Source organism: Albidovulum inexpectatum (assembly GCF_002927635.1).
Taxonomy (GTDB): Bacteria; Pseudomonadota; Alphaproteobacteria; order Rhodobacterales; family Rhodobacteraceae; genus Albidovulum; species Albidovulum inexpectatum.
Map to the genome: position 1 here is coordinate 195893 of NZ_PRDS01000006.1, position 20618 is coordinate 216510.

Genomic DNA, 20618 nt, shown 5'->3' on the forward strand with positions numbered 1-20618 from the left:
CCGATTTATGTTGTAATTTTGCAACATAGGGTGGACGGAGCGGTCATTTTCGAGTATGCCCCCGCGGTCGGACGGGCAGCCATGGTTGCCAACGGTCCGACCGAACGAAGCAATTCGGGAAGATGTGATGTCACCGCTGAAGAACTGGACGATGGGGGCAGCGATGCTCCTTGCGCTGGTCGGCGCCGTGGATGCGGAAACGACGGTCAGCCAGTCCAATGACCCCACCGCCGCCATCGGTGTCGACATTGAAAGCTTGCTGGGCCAGGAACGTGCAGCCCTCGGCGGACTGACCGCCTCGCGTCTGAACGATATCGTCAGCCCGCCCGAACGCCCGGCGGATCTGGGCAAGGTCAGGATCAAGTATGATCGGAACTGGATCGCTTCGCTTCCGGCGCCGGCCTCTTCCGACGAACAGTTGGAATGCCTGGCGCAGGCGCTGTATTTCGAAGCGCGCGGCGAAGGCGTCAAGGGTCAGGTCGCCGTGGCCGAGGTCATTCTCAATCGCGTGGACAGCCCGCGGTTCCCTTCGACGATCTGCGGTGTCGTGAACCAGAAGAACAGCCGTGGGTGCCAGTTCTCGTTCACCTGCGATGGATTGCCCGAGAAGATCGGTAACCCCTCCGCCTGGGAAACCGCGCGCAAGATTGCCAAGCTGATGATCGATGGGGCGCCGCGCCAGCTGACCGATGGGGCGACCTATTTCCATACGCCCGCAGTCAGCCCGTCCTGGGCCAAGCGGTTCCACCGCACCGCGCAGATCGGCCGGCATATCTTCTATCGCCGGACCCTTCGCACGGCGATGAACTGACCACCGGGCGGCGCATCCGGGTCATGCCCGGTCGCCTTTCGCCTTTCCCCTGCGCAGGCCTGCGCTATGATGCGCGCGGTCAGCAGGAGCCGAGATGTCCGACGTTATCCGACTTGCCTTCGCCCATCCCGAAGAGCGCGCAGCCGCAATGGCGGGGGATGTCCCCCGCGATCGGCTGTCCTTGCGCGATTTCGTCGTGACGGCCGATATCGGCGCATTTCAGGACGAACGCGGCCGCGCGCAGAGGTTGCGCTTCAACGTCGCCGTCGAAGTGGTGCCCGCCGGGCCGGTCGGCGATGATGTGGACCGTATTCTGTCGTATGATCGCCTGATCGAGGCGATCGAGATCGAGCTTGGCCAGGCACGCTACAACCTGGTCGAGACGCTGGCCGAGAACATCGCGGCGCGCATCCTTTCCGAGCCGCAGGCCGAGCGGGTATTCCTGCGGATCGAGAAACTTGACCGCGGCCCCTATGCCCTGGGTGTCGAGATCGTGCGCAAGAAGGGTGGCGCGACGGTCGAGCGCGCAACGGCACCGCGCCCGGTGATCGCGCATTTCGAACGTACCGATATCGAACCCGCCGTCCTGGCGCGCCGGCTGGACGAGCTTGCGGCAAAGGGCGACGGGCCGGTCGTCCTGACGGTCGGCCTGCCCGATCTGCCCCGGCCCTGCGCGCGGAATGACGAGGCGCAATGGCGGATCGAGCTTCTGGCGATCGAGCAGAATGCATGGGCGCTGGCCGCGCTGGACTCCCGGCTGCGCGTGGCGGCATCGCGTACCGAACTGGACTGGGCCTTGCGCAATGGCGGGATGATTGTCTGGGCGCCGGGCAAGATGGCGCTGGACGTGCAGGGTGCTCCGGGACCGGGGGCGCGGGCGATCGATCTGGCCGCCTGGCTTGCCGGGCAGCTTGACGCCCTGCGCCTGGTCGTTCACGGGCAGGTTTCAGCACCGGCAGCCTGCCGCGTGCCGATCGAGGTCGTCTGACTTGGCCCATTGCCAAATCTGGTTTGTCGCGCCAGAACCGGCCGCATGATCTATTACCGACCGATAGCAATGATGGACCCGGTGCGCCCGCCCGAGGCGGTGCCGTTGGCCGGAACGTGGTGCTGGTTCGACCGTGTCGAGGTGCTGAGTCGTGAGGGCAGTCAGGGCCTGATCCGGGCGCGCGACGTGCCGGAAAAGGTTCTTGATCGGCTGACGGCGTCGCGCCCTCCGGTCGCGGGAATGTCCATGGATGCCCCCCGGATCATGGGAATCCTGAACGTGACGCCCGACAGTTTCTCGGATGGCGGATTGTTCGACGACCGAGAAGCGGCGCTGCGCCACGCCCGCGCAATGGAGGCGTCCGGGGCGGCAATCCTGGATGTCGGGGGTGAAAGCACCCGTCCCGGTGCGCAGGATGTCGATGTGGGTGAAGAAATCGTTCGAACGGCCCCCGTCATCGCGGCCTTGCGCGAGGCCGGGATCGACCTGCCGATCTCGATCGACACCCGGAAGTCCGAGGTCGCCGAGGCCGCGTTGCGGGCTGGGGCGAACATGGTCAACGACGTGGCGGCCTTCGCCTATGATTCCCGTCTGGCCGATATCGTGGCCCGACACGGTGTGCCCGTATGCCTTATGCATGCGCAGGGCGACCCCGCGACCATGCAGAACGATCCGCGCTATGACGATGTGCTGCTGGATGTCTTCGACTTCCTCGCCGAACGCATTTCCTGGGCCGAAGCGCACGGTATCCCGCGCCAGCGGATCGTGATCGACCCCGGCATCGGTTTTGGCAAGACGGTTGAACACAATCTCGCCCTCTTGCACGGGCTGTCCCTGTTCCACGGGCTGGGCTGTCCGATCCTGCTGGGGGCTTCGCGCAAGCGTTTCATCGGCGCGATCGGCGGCGCGGCAGAGGCGCGAGATCGCGGGCCCGGCACGATCGCGGTCACGTTGGCCGCGATCGCGCAGGGTGTCCAGATTCACAGGGTTCACGACGTCGCCGAGGCCGCGCAGGCAATTCGCCTGTTCCGGGCGGTGACGATGGGAGGATCGCAATGACGCGCAAGCTGTTCGGAACCGATGGCGTCCGTGGGCGTGCAAACACGTTTCCCATGACGGCCGAGATGGCGTTGCGGCTGGGCGCCGCAGCCGGCCGGTTCTTCCGCACCGACGGGCGCAATGGCCATCGCGTGGTGATCGGCAAGGATACGCGCCTGTCGGGCTACATGATCGAGAACGCGCTGACCGCGGGCCTGACCTCGACGGGGATGAACGTGCTGCTGCTGGGGCCCGTGCCGACCCCGGCGGTGGGCTATCTGACGCGGTCGATGCGGGCCGATCTGGGCATCATGATTTCGGCCAGCCACAACCCGGCGCATGACAACGGCATCAAGTTCTTTGGACCGGACGGCTTCAAGCTGTCCGATGAGGCCGAGGCCGAGATCGAGCGCATGGTCGGCGGAGAGATCGCGCCGGTCCGCCCCGAGAATATCGGCCGGGCAAAGCGTATCGACGATGGCCTTGGTCGCTATGTCGAATATGCCAAGACGACCTTTCCCGCGCGGGGGCAGCTGTCGGGCATGAAGGTGGTGATCGATTGCGCCAATGGCGCGGCCTACAAGGCGGCGCCTCAGGTCTTGTGGGAGCTTGGGGCCGAAGTCGTGCCGGTTGGCGTGTCGCCCAACGGCCTGAACATCAACGAGGCCTGCGGGTCCACCTTTACCCGAACCGCGGCCGAGGCCGTCGTGGCCCATGGCGCGGATCTGGGCATAGCACTGGACGGGGATGCCGACAGGGTGATGATCCTGGACGAACGCGGCCATGTCGCGGATGGCGATCAGATCATGGCACTTCTGGCTGCACGCTGGGCCGAGGCGCAGAAGCTGCGCGGCGGGGCGCTGGTCGCCACGGTGATGTCGAACCTGGGGCTGGAGCGTTTCCTGGCAGCGCGCGGTCTGCGGCTGGAACGCACGGCGGTGGGCGACCGCTATGTGGTCGAAAGGATGCGGCAGGGCGGTTACAACCTGGGTGGCGAGCAGTCGGGCCATATCGTGATGACCGACTATGCCACCACGGGGGATGGCCTGATTGCCGGGCTGCAATTCCTGGCCGCCATGGCGGAAACCGGTCGCCCGGCATCCGAACTGGTGCGCCAATTCGAAACTGTGCCGCAGATGCTGCGCAATGTGCGCTATGCGCCGGGGGCCGAGCCGCTGGCGCAGGACAGGGTCAGGCAGGCAATCGCCGCGGCCGAGGCGCGCATCAACGGGACGGGGCGAATCCTGATCCGCAAGTCGGGGACGGAACCGCTGATCCGGGTCATGGCGGAATGCGAGGACGAAGCCCTGCTGACCGAAATCGTCGAAGAGATCGTCTCGGCGGTCGAGGCGGCAAGCTGAACGCACCTGACGCGAAAACGGGGCCCCATCAGGGGCCCCGCAGTGTTTTCGGCGGTCGCGATCAGTTGCGCGAGCGGTCCACCATCTTGCCCTTGGTGATCCAGGGCATCATGGCGCGCAGCTTCTCGCCGACCTTTTCGATCTGGTGTTCGTCGTTCAGACGGCGGGTCGCCTTGAAGAAGGGTTGGCCAACCGCATTCTCCTGCATGAAGTCGCGCACGAACTTGCCGGTCTGGATGTCGGTCAGGACCTCCTTCATGCGGCGCTTGGTTTCCTCGCGCGGCAGGATGCGCGGACCGCTGACATATTCGCCATATTCGGCCGTGTTCGAGATCGAGTAGTTCATGTTCGCGATGCCGCCTTCGTAGATCAGGTCCACGATCAGCTTCACCTCGTGCAGGCATTCGAAATAGGCCATCTCGGGCTCGTAGCCGGCCTCGACCAGCGTTTCGAAACCCATGCGGATCAGCTCGACAAGGCCGCCGCACAGGACTGCCTGTTCGCCGAACAGGTCGGTTTCGCATTCCTCGCGGAAGGTCGTCTCGATGATGCCCGAACGACCGCCGCCGATACCGGCGCAATAGGACAGTGCCAGATCCAGCGCCTTGCCCGTGGCGTCCTGGTGAACGGCGACCAGACAGGGCACGCCGCCGCCCTTGACATATTCGCCCCGCACCGTGTGACCCGGCCCCTTGGGCGCCATCATGATGACGTCGACGCCGGGCTTCGGCTCGATCAGGCCAAAATGCACGTTCAGGCCATGCGCGAATGCGATCGCGGCACCGTCACGCAGGTTGTCATGGACGTATTTCTTGTAGGTCTCGGCCTGCAGTTCATCCGGCATGGTGAACATGATCAAGTCGCACCAGGCGGCGGCCTCGGCGATGCCCATCACCTTCAGGCCCTCGGCTTCGGCCTTCTTCGCGCTGGGGCTGCCTTCGCGGAGCGCGATCACGATGTTCTTGGCGCCCGAATCCCGCAGGTTGAGCGCATGGGCATGGCCCTGGCTGCCATAGCCGAGGATGGCGACCTTCTTGTCCTTGATCAGGTTCACGTCGCAATCGCGATCATAATAGACACGCATGTTCCGTCCTTTCGTTGGTTTGCCCGACGGGGCAGGCTTGATGCCGCCAGAATAGATGTGTTGCCCAAAATTGGTATTCAAAATTTCATTGATCGACAGTTCATGCATAATTGTCATTCCAATAATTGCAGGATAATGAAAATATCATGCAGATTGATGATATCGACCGCCGCCTGTTGCGCCATCTTCTGGCCGAGCCCGACCTGTCCACCACGGACCTTGCCGCGCGCGCCGGGGTGACGTCGGCCACCGCCTGGCGGCGTATCGAGCGGCTGCGAGAGGCGGGTATCCTGCGTGGCCAGCATGCGATCATCGACTGGCGCGCGCTGGGCTGGGAGGTCGAGGTGTCGCTGCGATTCACCCTCGACAAGACCGACCCGCGGGCGTTCGACGAATTCCTTGCCGCCGTGCGCGAGGTTCCCGAGGTGATCGAGATCCAGACCTTCCTGGGTCGGGTGGATGTGCGTCTGAACGTGATCGCCCGCGACATGCGGCATTACCAGGAAATCTACCGCGATCGCATCCTGACCCTGCCGCATATCGCGGATATCGAAAGCCTGATGCTGGTTTCGACCATCCGCAAGACCGAGAGCCTGCCGATATGATCGAACTGGACGAAACCGACCGCGAGATCCTGCGCGCGCTGGTGCGGGATGCCACGCAAAGTGCGGGGGCGATCGGTCGCGCGCTGGGGCTGTCGCAGCCCGCGACATGGCGCCGTATCAACAGGTTGCAGAAGGCCGGCGTGATCGCGGGTCGCCGCATCGATCTGGATCTCGACCGGCTGGGTTTTGGCGTGACCGTGTTTCTGGGTATCAAGCTGGCCACAAAGGGCCGCGTGAGCCTGGAAGATTTCGAACGCGCGGCCAGCGCCATTCCAGAGGTCCAGACCATCCAGCACGTTCTGGGGCTGTATGATTACCGCCTGCGGATCGTCGCGCGCGACCTTTCCGATTTCGAACGCGTCTTGCGGCGGCGGATCATGACACTGCCGGGCGTGGGCAATGTCGAAGCCAATGTCTTGCTGAGCGAAGAGCGCAGGCCGGGTCCGCTGGGCTGACATGGGGCGATCTGCCGCCCGCACACCCCTTGCGCCTTCGGGGGTGACGGGTAACCCTGCGGGCAGGAAACAGCGCAGGAGAGATGCGATGCCCGGATTGCTGCCCCATGTCGACCCCGAGGGGCTCGAGGAATTTTCGGTCGTCTATACCGATCGATCGCTGAACCACATGAGCAAGGCCTTTCAGGCGGTGATGCGGGACATCTCTGCCATGCTGCGCGATGTGTATGGCGCCGATGCCGTTGCGCTGGTCCCCGGTGGCGGAACCTTCGCGATGGAATCCGTCGCGCGGCAGTTCGCGCAGGATGCGCGGGTTCTGGTGGTTCGCAATGGCTGGTTCTCGTTCCGCTGGTCGCAGATCCTCGAGACCGGCGGTTTCGCGCGCGAGATCGAGGTCGCGCTGGCGCGCCGCGTCGGGAATGAGCCCCAGGCCCCCTTCGTGCCGGCCCCGATCGAAGAGGTAACCGCCCGCGTCCGCGACACCCGTCCGGATGTGGTCTTTGCACCGCATGTGGAAACCTCGGCCGGGATGATCCTGCCGGACGACTACCTGTCGCAATTGGCCAGCGCGGCGCATGAGGTTGGTGCACTCTTCGTTCTGGACTGCATCGCAAGCGGCGCGGTCTGGGTCGACATGCGTGATGTCGGCGTGGATGTTCTGATCTCGGCCCCGCAAAAGGGCTGGTCCGCATCGCCTTCTGCCGGGATGGTGATGCTGTCGGAACGCGCGGTGCGGCGGATGGAACAGACCAACGCGAACAGTTTTGCGCTGGATCTGAAGAAGTGGCGCCAGATCATGGCGGCGTACGAGGCCGGCGGTCACGCCTATCACGCGACCATGCCGACGGACGCGCTGAGGGGTTTGCGCGACGCGATGACCGAGGCGCGCGACCATGGGCTGGAACGTCTGCGCGAGGCGCAATGGCGGTTGGGCAATGCGGTGAGGGCCGAACTGGCAGGCCGCGGCATTCGCTCGGTCGCGGCCGAAGGCTTTGGCGCGCCCGGCGTTGTCGTCAGCTATACCGATGACCCGGATATCCAGTCTGGCCGGAAATTCGCCGAGGCCGGCGTGCAGATCGCCGCGGGCGTGCCCCTGCAGGTGGGTGAGGGCGATGCCTTCCGGACGTTTCGCATCGGGCTGTTCGGGTTCGACAAGCTCTATGACGTGGACGGCACTCTTGGCCGTCTGCGCCGGGCATTGGACGCGGTGGGGCTTTAACTCCGCTGCATGCCCAGCCCCGCGCGCATCAGGGTGCGGCGGATCGGTGCGGCGGCATACAGTGTGTCAAGCGCCCGCGCGCGCAGATCGCGCAGCGGCTGGGCGGACACCATCGATGCGCGGTTCAACGCATCGATTCCCATGACACGCGCCTTGACCTCGGGCCAGCGGCGCAGGTGGTACCGTCGCAGCATGTCGCGGCTGCCAAGCTGGTCCGGCGTCGCCTGGGCCATGTCCAGCAGGCAGGCAATGTCGGCCAGCGACATGTTCAGACCCTGCGCGCCGATCGGCGGCACGACATGGGCGGCTTCGGCAACCAGGGCGATCCGGTCGGCATGGAAGCGGTCCGCGATGCGCGCGATAATCGGCCACAGGCTGCGCCGCGTAACCAGCTTCAGCGGCCCGAACAGGCCGGCCGAGCGGATGAACATCTCTTGCTCGAATTGTCCGACCGGCAGGCTGGCCAGTCGCAATGCCTCGCGCCCGCGTTCCATCCAGACCACGGCCGAACAGGGCTGTCCGTCGCGATCGGGCAGGGGGACCAGCGTGAACGGCCCGCCCGAGCGATGGATTTCGGTCGAGACGTTGTTGTGCGGCACCGGATGCGTGACGGCAAAGGCCAAGGCCTTTTGCCCGTAGCGATAGGTGCGGGTTCCAATCCCTGCACATTCTCGCACAGGACTTTCGCGACCGTCGGCCGCGATGACCAGCCGGGCGATCACGCGACTGCCATCGGACAGTGTGACCCGGGCCTCGCCTTCGCGTCCCAGGACGTCGGCCGTTCCGATGCCGGGACGGAACGAGACATTGGGCAGCTCGGCCAGCCGCGCCACCATTTCACGTCGCAGCAGCCAGTTCGGGAAGTTCCAGCCGAATGGGTCATCGCCGATTTCGGAAGCGTCGAAATCCCGAACCACACGCGGCTCTGGCAGGTCGCCGCGCAACGGGCCCCCGGCATCGACGATGCGCATGACCTGAAGCGCTGCGGCATGAGGCGCAAGGCGGTCCCACAGGCCCGCACGCTGCAACAGCTTGCGCGCGGGCTGAAGAAAGGCCGTGGTGCGCAGGTCGGCACGCTCGTCCTCGGCACTCGTTACCGGGGCGGCCGGGTCGGTGCAGATGACCGAGAACCCCGCCGAACCGAAGGCCGCCGCAGCCGTCAGCCCGGCAACGCCGCCGCCGGAAACCAGGATATCGACCGTCTCTGTCATGGTTGCCCCATCCCGCCGCGATGCCGGCGCAGAGTAGTCGCTGAGGCGGGCCGAGCCAAGGGGTGGGCCGCTATTTGCCCAGCGTCAGTGCGATCAGGATGACGAACATCAAGGGCACCGTGGCCAGCGCCGTCAGGCCAAGGGCGACCAGCCCCCAGGTCTTGACCGCCAGAACCAGCGCGGTGAGGCAGATGACAAGGAAATACAGGATGTTGTCGCGGCTGCCATGAACCAGGTCGCGCGCGATCCAGCCAAATACGGGGATCGAGTAATACCACGGCAGGCGGCCGCTTTCGTTTGTCGTGGACATCGCGTTTCCTCCATGAGTTTTCCGCGCCTATATGGACGGCCTTTCGACCGTGAAAACCGGGCGCGATGCCGCAGTGCGGCACCCTGTCGCGGGCTTATGTCAGGCGGGCCAGGAATGCGGCCAGATCGTCGGTATGATGGTGGATGTGTGGTTCTGGCTGTGGCTCTGGCGCCACATGGACCGTCCGCATCCCTAGGGTATGCGGCACGGCAAGGTTGCGCGGATCATCCTCGAACATCGCGGCGCGCATGGGATCCACCTTCGCGCGGGCAAAGATGGCCTGGAAAGCGGCACGTTCGGGCTTGGGCCGGAAGTTGGCATGTTCGACACCAAAGACATCGTCGAACACGTCGCCCAGTCCGCGTGCCTGCAATACGCGCCGGGCATAATCAGCCGCGCCATTCGTGAACACGATGCGCCGGCCGGGCAGGGCGGCGATGGCGTCGCGCAGGGCGGGGTCGGGCTCCAGCGCCTGCAACGAGACATCGTGGACATCCCGCAGATAAGGGAGGGGATCGATGCCGTGTTCGTGCATCAGCCCGGCCAGAGTGGTGCCGTAAAGCTGCCAGTAATGGGCACGTAGCCGGTCTGCTTCGTCCCGCGCAAGGCCGAGCGCCTGCATGACATAGGCCGTCATCCGCGTCTCGATCTGGTCGAACAGGCGCGCCGATGGCGGATAAAGCGTATTGTCCAGGTCGAAGACCCAGCAATCGACATGAGCGAAGTCGTGTCTTGGCATGGCCGCAAGCTAGGCCGCCGGCGCGGCGGGCGCAACGGGGATCGTTCGCTTGCCATGTCGCACGTCGCGCGGTTAGCTTCGCCCAGCCAATGACAGGATGCGCAATGCAGAAGGACGCCTATACGCTGATCCTCGAAGCGATCGATCAGGGAATCTACAAGCCGGGCGACCGGCTGGTCGAGGCCGAGCTTGCCGAACGTTTTGGCGTATCGCGCACCCCGGTTCGCGAAGCGTTGCAGCGGCTGGAGACGCAGTCGATGCTGACGCGCGACGGGCGATCGCTGATCGTGGCCTCGCTTGACCACAACCAGCTGGCCGAACTCTATGTCGTGCGCTCCGAGCTCGAGGCCCTTGCCGCGCGGCTGGCCGCCAAGCATGCCACGCCCGAGGAGGTGAAGGTCCTGCAGGACATGGTCGAGGCCGATCGCGCGCTGCTCGGCGACCCGGCGGCGCTGGCGCGCGCGAATCGGCGGTTTCACAAGCAGATCCATCTGGCCTCGCACAACCGATACCTGGTCCAGCAACTGGACATGGTGCATCGGTCGATGGCGCTGCTCGCCACGACCTCGCTTGCCGCCGAGGGGCGGGGCGAGGCGGCACTGGCCGAACATGATGCCATCGTGAAGGCGATCGCCGCGGGCGATGGCGAAGCGGCGCAGCAGGCGCTGCGTGCGCATATCTCGAAAGCCTTCGAGACGCGTCTGAAGCTGGATGCCGGGGCGGTGCACGGCTCGACCGAGTGATTCAACCGTGTGCGGGGGCGCCGGATATCCCGGGCACCTGCCTTCATCCCGTCACGCGGCACTTGGCCAGTCCGGGTGACCCCCCCCACTGAAGTGGTCCGCCGTTATGTTTAGGAAAACGGAGGATCAGAATGGGAACGAAACGACACAAGCCGGAGGAAATTGTCACGAAGCTGCGGCAGGTTGAGGTGCTTGTCGGCCAAGGGATGGCGCGAGTGGATGCGATCCGTGAGGTGCGCATACCCGAGCAGACCTACTACCGCTGGCGCAAGCAGTATGGCGGGATGGGAACCGACCAACTCAGGGAACTCAAACGGCTTCAGAAGGAGAACGAGCGTCTGAGGAAGGCCGTGTCGGACCTGACGCTGGACAAGCAAATCCTGACCGAGGCCGCAAAGGGAAACTTCTGAGCCCCGCCCGCCGTCGGGCCTGTGTCAATCATGTGCGCAACGAGCTGGGCGTCTCGGAACGTCGTGCCTGCCGGGTGCTGCGCCAGCACCGCTCGACGCAGCGCAAGTTGCCGAGGGGGCGTGCCGACGAAGAGCGCCTGGTGGCGGACATGATCGAGTTGGCGCGGCAGTATGGTCGCTACGGCTACCGTCGGGTCGCCGCGCTTCTGAGAGATGCCGGCTGGCAGGTCAACGACAAGCGCGTCGAACGGTTATGGCGGCGGGAGGGGCTGAAAGTGCCATCAAGACAACCGAAGAAGGGGCGGCTGTGGCTGAATGACGGCTCCTGCGTCCGGCTGCGGCCGGAATACCGCAACCACGTCTGGAGTTACGACTTCGTGCATTGCCGGACTGACGACGGAAAGGCTTTCCGGACGCTGAACATCATCGACGAGCACAGCCGGGAATGCCTGGCGATCCGGGTGAAGAGGAAGCTGAACTCGGGCGACGTGATCGACGCCTTGAGCGACTTGTTCATCCTGCGTGGTGTCCCGGCCTACATCCGGTCCGACAACGGACCTGAGTTCGTCGCCCAGGCCGTCCGGGACTGGATTGCCGCCGTCGGCGCAAAGACGGCCTACATCGAACCGGGCTCGCCCTGGGAGAATGGCTACTGCGAAAGCTTCAATGCCCGCTTCCGCGATGAACTGCTCGATGGCGAGATCTTCTACAGCCTGCGAGAGGCACAAATCCTGATCGAACAATGGAGGAGACACTACAACACGAAACGACCGCACAGCGCTCTGGGCTACCGCCCACCGGCACCCGAAACCCTCGTCGCAATGGACCAGAGGCCGGCAATGCACTAACAATCAAACTGGACCACTCGGGTGGGGCTGATCAATCAGACAGCACAAACTGAACAAGGCGGGCGTATAGGAAACTAGGGCCACCTCAAAATGAAGGCATGGAGGAAGAAAAATTGTCCGCATCAAACGTTACGAGACGCATCCTCATTCTGAGTGTATTGGCTCTATGTGCCTGTCAGGCGAGTGGTGTAGGCGAGACTCCCAGCCGCACACTAACTGGCGCATATGACGGCGAATACACACTCACTGTGGGGCGCACGCATAACCCAACACCAGAGAACGCACGCGACCCTCTCTCATACCCCAACAAGTATGAATCTCTTGCTTTCCTAAGGCTGCGAGTTGAAGGAGGAAGGATCTCTGTTCTGCGTGTAGACGAGGCCGGGGTCGCAAAGGGCTACACTGACTTTTCAGGCGCATTCTATGACGGCGGAATTTTGGAATTCCGAACAACTGTCGGCTACATGTTTCACAAGAGCGATACATTCGACCTTCATGTAGTTGCCGATGTGGGGGATCAGCTTCTGTCCGGCAAGGAAGTAGTTTTGCGGCCAGATGGCTTTAACGCAAACTACGCTGCACATGTAGCAATCAAAAAGGTTGGCTGAGATCAACCACAATTGGCTTCACTACGTTCAGGACCTATTAATATGCTTGATGCGTTCCTGTCGGCGAGATTCAAGCTCCCAAACAGGGGGGGCTTCATGACCAATCTTTTGTTCACTTAACCTTCTTAACTGACGAATGACATGACGGTTTCGATGGGCCGTCTGCCCTGGTTTCGGTAGCCCAGATGCGGGCGCTCGGTGTTGTAGTGCACCAGCCAGGCGTCGAGATCGGCCTGAAGCGCTTCCACGGTCTCGTAAAAGGTCTCGCGCATCTTCACCCGGAAGAACTCGTCCAGCACGGTGCGGTTGAAGCGCTCGACGAAGCCGTTGGTCTTGGGGCTGATCAGATAAGGGCGCGGGCGGCCGCCCCGCCGTGAAAATCCGGGCGGGCGGACGGTCACATCCGTGACAGGCGGTCCTCGTCGTCAACGACGCGCAGGTCACAATCCTGGCCGCTCCAGACCCACAGGACGATGTTGAGATTGGCCATGGAGGCCCCCCGGGCAAAGCTTCGGACCAGGAGCCCCGCGAAACCGTCGGCGATGAGGTCGTTCGCAAGCGCCTGCGTCGGCACCCTTTCGCCGCGCAGCATCTTCATGCGCCATGCCGGGTCGGCAAGCGTGTCCGCATTCATGCCGTATCTCTTCAGGGCGTCGTGATCGCGCGTGTCGAAAATGGGCCCGATGGCGGCACGGTACGACACAAGGATTGTCGGCTGCAGGGTGCCGACCTGGTTGGCCTCTCTCAGGGCCGTCGCGGGATCAAGCGCCGTATAAAGCGCGGGTATGCCCCTTGCGTTGAAGCGCCCGCCATGGATCTGTGCGCCACGGCCCGAGAGCGGCTCTCTGGCATAGACGGGGTTCAGCGCCCGGTAGAGCGATCCCGTGTAACGGCCCAGCTTCAGCGGCATCAGGCAAAGACACCCGCATCGACCGCGTCGATATAGTCCAGAACCTGATGCGCCTTGCCTTCCTGCACCAGCTGCATGGCGGTCCGGCCATCGAAGCCGGGCAGCGGCTCGGATCGATACCACGCATAGGCCAGAAGCGCCGAGCCGAAGCGCGGCTCGACCTTGTTCAGGATCTCGACAAGCTCGCGCAGGCGGCGCTGCGTCTTGTCCGAGCCGATGCGGGATCGTCTTTGCAATGCGTCCTTGCCCAGGCCGACGGTCAGGGCGATTTCCTCGGTCGAGGTGCGCAGGACCGCGGCGATCTTGCGCGGCTCGAACCGACCGGCTTCGGCAAGGTTCGTGATGTGCATGGCCCCGATCCTTCAGTAAACTTGACGCGATATAGCGTCAAAATCACTGATCGTCAAGGGTTCGGGCTGAACACGCGCCCTGTGCCGGAAGGCAGAGGGCGCCCGTGGAACAGGCGTGACGCGCGTTTCTGCCCTGGCCCCGAACGGGTCGGGACACCCCCGCCATCCCGACCGCCCGCCGCCATCGGCGCGGCATCGGCCTCTTCCGGGGGGGCGCGCGCTTATTACATAACATTGCTTCTCGGCCAATTGGATCTGACCTGCCCCCGTGCCCTGCACCTCTGACCCGATCTGCGGCCGCACGCTGCCAGTGGCTCGGATTCCTTCCCCTGTGACAGATATGATGACCGTACGATTGTCGCCGCCATGGCATCTGCCAATGTCTGTCGCCACGCGGCCGCAACGGGCCGGGTCATGTCTCCTGCCGGCGCAATGGCTCAGACTTCACGGCAGCATGTTGCGACCAGATCGGGCAGCCGGTCGAAGGAGTCAAAGGCCTCGGCATGGGGGATCGTCGCGATCGGGGACTTGCGATAGCCTTCGGTGAACAGCAGGAAGCGTATCTGCGCGCGGCGCGCGGTTTCGGCGTCCACCTCGCTGTCGCCGACATAGATCGCGGGCCCCGGCGGAAGGGCGTCAAGCGCGGCGCGCAGCGGCGCGGGGTCGGGCTTGTGCACCGGCAGGCTGTCGCCACCCCAGACGGTCGCGAAGAACCGGTCCAACCCCAGATGGGCCAGGACGGCCCGCGTGGGGCCGATCGGCTTGTTGGTGCAGACCCCAAGGCATGGCCCTGCGCGCGCAGCGCCTCCAGCGCCTCGGGCACGCCGGGATAGGGCACGGTCAGATGGACCGCATCCTCGTAGGCCGCGATGAAATCGGCCAGCATCCGGTCATGCGCGCTGTCGGGGATGCCGCGCGCGGCGCGCATCCTCTGGACAAAGACGCTGGCGCCGTTGCCGATGAACTCGCGCGTCTGTTCCAGCGTGATCGGGGCCAGGCCCTCGGCCGCGAGCAAAGCGTTGGCAATGCCGTGGATGTCCGGCGCGCTGTCGATCAGCGTCCCGTCCAGATCAAAGACGATACGGGCCATTCAGGCGCCGTCCTTCCACTTGATCGAACAGCCCATCGAGGGGATCTGCTCGCGCGGTCCCTGTCCGGTTTCGGCCACCTGCTTCATGGCCTCGAAAAGATCGCGGCGCGCATCGGGCGGCGCGGCCTCCTTGCGCGAGGCATCCAGCCGGCCGCGATATTGCAGCTCCAGATCGGCGTTGAAGCCGAAGAAATCCGGCGTGCAGGCCGCGCCATAGGCGCGGGCGACCGACTGGTCCTCGTCATGCAGATAGGGAAAGGGGAATCCCCGCTCCTCGGCCATGCGCTTCATGTTGTCGAAACTGTCGTCGGGATAGGCGGTCGCGTCGTTCGAGCAGATCGCCGCCACGCCGATGCCCAGTTCCTGCAGGTCGCGCGCATCGCGGATGATGCGGTCCAGAACCACCAGCACATAGGGGCAGTGATTGCAGATGAACATGACCAGGGTGCCGCGCGGCCCGGCGATATCCGCCAGGCTGTAGGTCCTGCCGTCGGTCGCGGGCAGGGTGAAATCGGGCGCCTTCCAGCCGAAATCGCATACGGGGGGGTGTTACAGCCAAGTCTTGTCTCCGGTCCTGATTGACACCGCGCAAAGCGCACGCCGAACGGCATCGATGCTGTCTGCGTGCGAAAAGCAGTCCACGACGAGATCCGCCTTGGAAAAGTCCTGATCATCGGTATAGGGCCCGGGCGACACGATGCAAGCCATCCCTGCGGCCCTGGCCGCCAGCAGGCCGTTGCGGCTGTCCTCGAACGCAAGACAGGCGCCCGGCGGCGATGCTGTCAGACGAATGCGAACCAGTCTCCACAAGGGCAGCATCGCTGTCCCTTATTCGGCGCAGAGACCGCGCCACTCGGCGAGAGCGGTGGTACCGTTGGCCTTGAAGTGCAGTCTGCTGGAAAGGTCTCGGTCCTGATTGAAGTGGTTCGAGACTGTGGCGTGAACGGCCGCGAACACTTGCAGACTTCGCATCAGCCGAAAGCGCTGCATGGCCCTCTCTCGTCGTCGGAATGGCAGGTGCTAATTCTCTGCGCGGTTGTTCGCCCATAGCCCCGTTTCCTGGCGGTGGCCAGCGCCAATTTCCCTCAAGGTAGCACCATAGGAATTGAGCCTGTCGGTCACGATCACTTCGGGGCGGCCATGCTTGCGCATTGCTTTTCTTAGGAATTTCAGCGCGGCCTTCTTGTCACGCGTCTTGGTGACGAGGCTTTCCAGAACCTCGCCCTCGTGATCCACGGCCCGCCACAGGTAATGGCCTTCGCCGCCCACCTTCACGAACATCTCGTCGAGCTGCCACCCCCAGCGGCTCGATCGCATGCCCTCGATCCGCCGCTTGCGGATCTCGGCGGCGAACAGTGGCCCGAACCGGCGCGACCGGCAGCGCCCCGTCTCATGGCTGGCCTCGGCGCCGCGCTCATGAAGCAGGCCCCCGACGCTCCGGGGCGAGCGCGGAAACCGGGACATTCAACATCACCGCCGGCCGGATGATCTCGGGGCTGGTCCTGAAATGGCGAAACGGGGATCATTTTTTCATCGCCAGACGTCACCGAACGCCTCGCCCAGCCTTGGGCCAGGTTCCTTTGACAGAGCCCCCTCACGGCTTTCTCCTGATATTCCTTCTGCGCCGTTCCCTGAGCGGGTGCTCGTGCGGCAGGGCGCATAGGAAGCCGAGGCCCTTGGTCCAGTTGAGGAATTGGGTGAAGCTGTCGACCTGGTCGTCGTTGCGGCCGCGGGGGAAGGCTTGGAGCTCGCGGCGGAAGGCGGCCAGCCAGGGGGCCTCGCGGGGCAGGCAGACCTTGCCCTCCTCGACGGGCGCGCAGGCGGCGGCGAAGCGGATTTCCTTGTCCCGGTCAGGCGTGATGCGGACAAAGCGCCGGTCTCGCCCGGCCCGGGCGAGTTCGTCAAGGAGCGGCCTGCCGGTCGCGGCGACCTCGATGAGGATCCTGCCCGGCGCCCAGTGATTGACCAAGGCCAGCACCCGCGCCCGGAGGTCCGGGTAGTCGAGCTGCCCCCGCCAGACGTCGAGCAGGTGCCAGTGCGGGTGCAGGTAGCCCCAGATGGTGGAGGCCGACCAGTCGGAGCGGGGATCGGCGGACATGCCCGTGTCCCAGCTTTGCACGATGAGCTGGTAGCGGACCCGCGGCAGAACCTCATTGTAGCTTCCGAACCATTCCCAGCGGAGCGGCGAGCCCTCGGGGGCGACCGGGTTCTGCTGGTAGTGGCAGTTGAAGACGGCGCTGCCCATCTCCCGGCGCATCCGCTAGAGCGTTTCGCGGTCGAGCCGCTCGGGGAAGAGCAGATCGCCGGGGCGGCGTTCGGGGAACTGGCCCCGACCGATGGGAATGCGCTCGTGGGTCTCGGCGATGGCCGGCAGGTTGAGGTGCCGATAGGTGCCCTTCTCGATGTGGTAGCCTGGCGGGTCCATCTCGTGCAGCCTCTGCGCCACCATCACCACGCGCCCCTCGGCCGGGTTGTCGAAGCGCGAGAGCAGTGTGCCCTCGATGAAGTCCTGCGCGCGGATGAGCTCGGCCGCGGAGGTGGCGGCGGCGGCCTTCATCAGATCGTTGATTATGATGTGATCGGCGCCATGCCCGATTACCGCGCCCCCGATCCCGACCGCCTTGCGGGTGTCAGGTGGTTTGACAATGGCGGGAACCGTTGTGCTTTCGCAACATCTCGCCATAAAAGTGATGCTGATGTGTTATCTGAGGCACCTTTACTGTTGCATCATTTAAGATGATAACGATATATCATCGTCATCATCTTACTGGAAGTATCATCTTACTGGAAGTGCCATGCAGCTTTCGCGCCATGCCAAAAAACGACTTTCACAGCGGTGCCTGCCGAAGAACGTGCTGAGAACGATCTTCGAATACGGCTCCGAACGACATTCGAAAGGCGCCATTAGCCTCACGCTCGACAGAGAGGCGATCGAGCTTGCGGCGGACGGCGATCGCCGTGTCGTGCAGAAGCTCGAGCCTTTTTGCGGCGCCTTTCTGATCGTCAGCGACGGTGAGAAAGTTATCACTGCCGCTCGGCGCACCCGTCGATTTCGCCATTAATTCAACCATCCAGAACCGGAGTTCAGACCCTTGGAGCAAGATCTGACAATCGCTCGAACCCTGCTTCCCGAACTGGTCCGCACCGCGGGCAAGGATTTTCAGCGCCAACACACCCTGCGCCTGGACGAGGACGGTCGCATCAGCGTTCAATACGCTCCGTTTGATCACGTAACCCGCTCGGCGCGCCTGGTCGTTGTCGGCATCACGCCGGGTCTTGCGCAGGCGGTCAACGCGGTGAATGCCGCTGTTGCCGCGCGGGATGCTGGGCTTCCGCTGGAAGAAGTCCTCGAGAAGGCCAAAATGACCGCCAGCTTCAGTGGCGGAGCAACGCGGAAAAACCTGGTGGCGATGCTGGACGCCATCGGCGTGGCGCGCCACTTCGGGCTGACAACGACCGCGAATCTGTTCAGGCCCGGATCGCGCGATGTTCACTTTACCTCGGCCCTGCGTTACCCGGTCTTCGTGGATGGCAGGAATTACAATGGCTCGCCGGATATGCTGAAAACGCCCATGCTCCGGCGGATGGTTGAAACCTGGCTGGCCGAGGAGGCCCGGCTGCTGCCGAACGCCCTGTGGCTTCCTCTCGGGCCGAAAGCGCAAAGCGCCGTCATGCATCTGGTCCGGTTAGGCTTGCTCCGCGACGCTCAGGTGCTGGCCGGAATGCCACATCCCAGCGGGGCGAATGCAGAACGTGTGGCGATCTTCCTCGGCCGCAAACGTCCCGAGGAGGCCTCGCGGCAAACATCACCCGCGCCCCTGCTCGAGGCCTTTGCCAGGCTCTCGAAACAGGTGTCCACGATCAAAGGAGACCGCGCATGAACAAGACCGGAGAAATCCCCTACAGCTGGGACGTGATCGAAGAACAGATCCGCGACGCGATCTTCAGCCAGGCGAGCATCCTCGAGGCCTTCGGGCCACGAGATGACGGGCGCACCGTGCGTGCCTATCTCGGCCTGGAGGGAGAAGGTTTCGTCGGTGTTCAGGATCTGACGAGCGAGGACCTCGCCGCGATCGACATAACGCGGCACGAACTGCACTATCACGCGCGCGTCGCGTACGATTACGCCTATCAATGCCGACCACAGGACCGCTACACCGTGCTGTCCACATGGCACGAGGTCGACGGCCTTCTGCAGGGCTTTCCCGAGACGGACGCGGAAGGCGAACCATCGCCATTCTGTACGCTCAACGACTTCCCGCTGCGGCGGATGCTAGAAACTTTCTTCGCCCGCTTTGCGCTGTTCGATGACGACCTGCGGTGGGACGTGAGCATTCGACAACTTTCGCTGCTCGCGAACATGACCGTTCCCGCCGTGCGCACCTCGCTCAGCAAGGAAGGCTTCAAGCTGGAAAAAAGCCGGGGACATGAGCGCTCACGGCTCGACGGAACGGGCTTCAAGCTTGCGAATGCCGACGCCAGGCTCTGGCTTTCGCGGCGTCGCGGCTTTATCCCGCAACTTGGCGAAGAAACGGAGGACAACGACCGGAAAGTGGCCCAGGTGCTGTCTGACCCAGACCTGACGTTTCCGGAGGCCCTGTCGAGAGTCCTCGAACTGCGGGGCCTCGACGTTCCCACGCTCGCCGCGAATGCCGGCGCGGACAAGGAATGGCTCGAGGGGCTTAAGGACGGCCGCCGCATTGCACCGCGCATTGACCCCCTGCGGTCCCTCGCCAGAACGCTCCGGGTTCCCGAACCGGATTTTGCCGCCGCCGCCATCAAGTACATCCTCGCCATGGAGGCCGGCTGATGTGCTTTCAATAGCACCTGTCCCCAGGACCGGCCGACGTTATGGATCCCTGACGCACACTGCCGCGCCGCGCAGTCTGCCCCCGGGCTTCGCCAAGGAGATAGCCCGGCGGGCGGCGGGTGCGGCGGTGGAACGGCATGACCCGCGTCGTCAATATGGCCGACAACGGCTTCGCCAAGAGCGGCCAGTGACCTGCCCCCCGTAAAATCCCTCACCGTGATGTAGAGTCTGCTCACCCTTGAAGGAGCAGACATTTGCGAAAGAGCCGTTTCACCGAGGCCCAAATCATCGGGATGATCAAGGAACAGGAGGCAGGTGTGCCGACGGCCGAGGTGTGCCGTAGGCATGGCCTCAGCCCGGCGACGTTTTACAAATTCAAGTCCAGATATGGCGGCATGGAGGTGTCCGACGTCGCCAAGCTGCGGACACTTGAGGACGAGAACGCCAAGCTCAAACGCCTGCTGGCCGACGCCATGCTGGACAATGACAATATCGTGTTGAAGGACTTGCTGGGAAAGAACTGACGACGCCAACCGAACGGCGGGGTGCGGCGCTCAGGGCGATGCGGGATCATGACATCTCGCAACGCCGAGCGTGCAGGCTCGTTGGTGTCGATCCCAAAACTGCCAGGCGCGAACGCCCGCCCGACAATCCTGAGATCAGGAAGGAGATGAAGGCCGTCGCTGCCAAGCGGCGCAGGTTCGGCTATCGGCGGATCGGCGTGATGAACTGATGCGGTGGATGCCCCCACCAACGGCATCTTGTATGCCATGACGGTTCTATAGGAACCAATTTTGGAGGGCACATCGATGGCGACGAAGATCAGCATGCTGGCGATCGACTTGGCGAAGGGCAGTTTTCAGGTCTGTGCGGTCGGGCCGGATGGGACGGTTCTCTACAATCGGGCGCTATCGCGGACACGGTTGGCCGCGCTTTTGGCCGAACAGCCAACCTGCATCGTGGCCATGGAGGCTTGCGCAACCTCCCATCACTGGGGCCGGGTGGCGCAACGACATGGCCACGAGGTG

At 64.1% G+C, this 20618-nt stretch carries 21 protein-coding genes and 6 pseudogenes; 15 read left to right on the forward strand and 12 right to left on the reverse strand.

Annotated features, from left to right (window positions below; all coding sequences use genetic code 11):
• Positions 1–127 precede the first annotated feature (127 nt).
• The 4 genes from LV82_RS10955 (at position 128) to glmM (ending at position 4198) form a co-directional block, all read left to right on the forward strand.
• Positions 128–811, forward strand: a complete 684-nt coding sequence (locus LV82_RS10955; RefSeq protein ID WP_104071614.1) for a cell wall hydrolase — start codon at positions 128–130, stop codon at positions 809–811.
• A gap of 94 nt (positions 812–905) precedes the next feature.
• Positions 906–1799, forward strand: coding sequence for a dihydroneopterin aldolase (locus LV82_RS10960; protein ID WP_104071616.1), 894 nt, complete (start codon positions 906–908; stop codon positions 1797–1799).
• Between the two features lie 45 nt (positions 1800–1844).
• Positions 1845–2858 carry a dihydropteroate synthase gene (gene folP, locus LV82_RS10965; RefSeq protein ID WP_104071618.1) on the forward strand — a complete coding sequence of 338 codons (1014 nt, stop codon included), beginning with the start codon at positions 1845–1847 and terminating at the stop codon, positions 2856–2858.
• The gene (gene glmM, locus LV82_RS10970; RefSeq protein ID WP_104071620.1) at positions 2855–4198 is read left to right on the forward strand and encodes a phosphoglucosamine mutase; all 1344 of its coding nucleotides are present in this window, start codon (positions 2855–2857) and stop codon (positions 4196–4198) included. The genes folP and glmM overlap by 4 nt, the downstream gene beginning before the upstream one ends.
• Positions 4199–4259: 61 nt before the next feature.
• Here the strand turns inward: glmM and ilvC are convergent, their stop codons facing one another.
• Positions 4260–5282: a ketol-acid reductoisomerase gene (gene ilvC / locus LV82_RS10975; RefSeq protein ID WP_104071701.1), complete on the reverse strand. Its 1023-nt coding sequence runs from the start codon at positions 5280–5282 to the stop codon at positions 4260–4262.
• Positions 5283–5428: 146 nt separating this feature from the next.
• Between ilvC and LV82_RS10980 the strand changes: the two genes are divergently transcribed.
• The 3 genes from LV82_RS10980 to LV82_RS10990 all read left to right on the forward strand — a co-directional run bounded on the left by LV82_RS10980 (position 5429) and on the right by LV82_RS10990 (position 7561).
• Positions 5429–5887, forward strand: coding sequence for an Lrp/AsnC family transcriptional regulator (locus LV82_RS10980; protein ID WP_104071623.1), 459 nt, complete (start codon positions 5429–5431; stop codon positions 5885–5887).
• Positions 5884–6342, forward strand: a complete 459-nt coding sequence (locus LV82_RS10985; RefSeq protein ID WP_104071625.1) for an Lrp/AsnC family transcriptional regulator — start codon at positions 5884–5886, stop codon at positions 6340–6342. The genes LV82_RS10980 and LV82_RS10985 overlap by 4 nt, the downstream gene beginning before the upstream one ends.
• An 88-nt stretch (positions 6343–6430) precedes the next feature.
• Positions 6431–7561 (forward strand): aminotransferase class V-fold PLP-dependent enzyme, encoded by a 1131-nt coding sequence (locus LV82_RS10990; protein ID WP_104071627.1) that lies wholly within the window; start codon positions 6431–6433, stop codon positions 7559–7561.
• Here the strand turns inward: LV82_RS10990 and LV82_RS10995 are convergent.
• From LV82_RS10995 to LV82_RS11005, 3 genes are all read right to left on the reverse strand, one after another.
• On the reverse strand, positions 7558–8772 hold the full coding sequence (locus LV82_RS10995) for a UbiH/UbiF family hydroxylase (protein WP_104071629.1): 1215 nt from the start codon (positions 8770–8772) through the stop codon (positions 7558–7560). The genes LV82_RS10990 and LV82_RS10995 overlap by 4 nt on opposite strands.
• Positions 8773–8842: 70 nt before the next feature.
• Positions 8843–9082, reverse strand: a complete 240-nt coding sequence (locus LV82_RS11000; RefSeq protein ID WP_104071631.1) for a hypothetical protein — start codon at positions 9080–9082, stop codon at positions 8843–8845.
• Between the two features lie 94 nt (positions 9083–9176).
• A complete protein-coding gene (locus LV82_RS11005) occupies positions 9177–9821 on the reverse strand; it encodes a pyrimidine 5'-nucleotidase (RefSeq protein ID WP_104071633.1) in 645 nt (214 codons plus the stop codon).
• Positions 9822–9925: 104 nt separating this feature from the next.
• On the opposite strand from LV82_RS11005, the gene LV82_RS11010 reads away from it, so the two are divergent.
• From LV82_RS11010 to LV82_RS14790, 3 genes are all read left to right on the forward strand, one after another.
• Positions 9926–10564: a GntR family transcriptional regulator gene (locus LV82_RS11010; protein ID WP_104071635.1), complete on the forward strand. Its 639-nt coding sequence runs from the start codon at positions 9926–9928 to the stop codon at positions 10562–10564.
• Positions 10565–10695: 131 nt separating this feature from the next.
• A protein-coding gene (locus LV82_RS11015; protein ID WP_104071637.1) for an IS3 family transposase occupies positions 10696–11822 on the forward strand; the annotation gives its coding sequence in 2 pieces (ribosomal slippage) (positions 10696–10960 and positions 10960–11822; 1128 coding nt in all).
• Positions 11823–11920: 98 nt separating this feature from the next.
• Positions 11921–12430, forward strand: coding sequence for a hypothetical protein (locus LV82_RS14790; protein ID WP_146065158.1), 510 nt, complete (start codon positions 11921–11923; stop codon positions 12428–12430).
• 125 nt (positions 12431–12555) lie between these two features.
• Here LV82_RS14790 and LV82_RS11020 read toward each other — a convergent pair.
• The 8 genes and pseudogenes from LV82_RS11020 to LV82_RS11060 form a co-directional block, all read right to left on the reverse strand.
• Positions 12556–12771 (reverse strand): annotated as a pseudogene (locus tag LV82_RS11020) (integrase core domain-containing protein); the annotation flags it as partial.
• 56 nt (positions 12772–12827) lie between these two features.
• A complete protein-coding gene (locus LV82_RS11025; RefSeq protein ID WP_104071638.1) occupies positions 12828–13340 on the reverse strand; it encodes an RES family NAD+ phosphorylase in 513 nt (170 codons plus the stop codon).
• A complete protein-coding gene (locus tag LV82_RS11030; RefSeq protein WP_104071640.1) occupies positions 13340–13690 on the reverse strand; it encodes an MbcA/ParS/Xre antitoxin family protein in 351 nt (116 codons plus the stop codon). Before LV82_RS11030 ends, LV82_RS11025 begins: the two co-directional genes overlap by 1 nt.
• 437 nt (positions 13691–14127) lie before the next feature.
• Positions 14128–14780, reverse strand: a pseudogene (gene gph, locus LV82_RS15290) (phosphoglycolate phosphatase).
• Positions 14781–15326: pseudogene (locus LV82_RS11040) on the reverse strand (thioredoxin family protein); the annotation flags it as partial.
• Between the two features lie 282 nt (positions 15327–15608).
• Positions 15609–16269: pseudogene (locus LV82_RS11050) on the reverse strand (IS6 family transposase).
• A gap of 105 nt (positions 16270–16374) precedes the next feature.
• Positions 16375–17025: a phage terminase large subunit gene (terL, locus tag LV82_RS11055; protein ID WP_170063404.1), complete on the reverse strand. Its 651-nt coding sequence runs from the start codon at positions 17023–17025 to the stop codon at positions 16375–16377.
• A 15-nt stretch (positions 17026–17040) separates the two neighbouring features.
• On the reverse strand, positions 17041–17463 hold the full coding sequence (locus LV82_RS11060; protein ID WP_104071648.1) for a hypothetical protein: 423 nt from the start codon (positions 17461–17463) through the stop codon (positions 17041–17043).
• 112 nt (positions 17464–17575) lie between these two features.
• Between LV82_RS11060 and LV82_RS14795 the strand changes: the two genes are divergently transcribed.
• The 5 genes and pseudogenes from LV82_RS14795 to LV82_RS11085 form a co-directional block, all read left to right on the forward strand.
• The gene (locus LV82_RS14795) at positions 17576–17842 is read left to right on the forward strand and encodes a hypothetical protein (RefSeq protein ID WP_146065159.1); all 267 of its coding nucleotides are present in this window, start codon (positions 17576–17578) and stop codon (positions 17840–17842) included.
• Positions 17843–17872: 30 nt separating this feature from the next.
• Complete coding sequence (locus LV82_RS11070) at positions 17873–18661, forward strand: uracil-DNA glycosylase family protein (RefSeq protein WP_104071652.1); 789 nt, start codon at positions 17873–17875, stop codon at positions 18659–18661.
• Positions 18658–19590, forward strand: coding sequence for a hypothetical protein (locus LV82_RS11075; protein WP_104071654.1), 933 nt, complete (start codon positions 18658–18660; stop codon positions 19588–19590). Before LV82_RS11070 ends, LV82_RS11075 begins: the two co-directional genes overlap by 4 nt.
• A gap of 254 nt (positions 19591–19844) precedes the next feature.
• Positions 19845–20317, forward strand: a pseudogene (locus tag LV82_RS11080) (transposase); the annotation flags it as partial.
• An 82-nt stretch (positions 20318–20399) separates the two neighbouring features.
• Positions 20400–20618: pseudogene (locus tag LV82_RS11085) on the forward strand (IS110 family transposase); the annotation flags it as partial.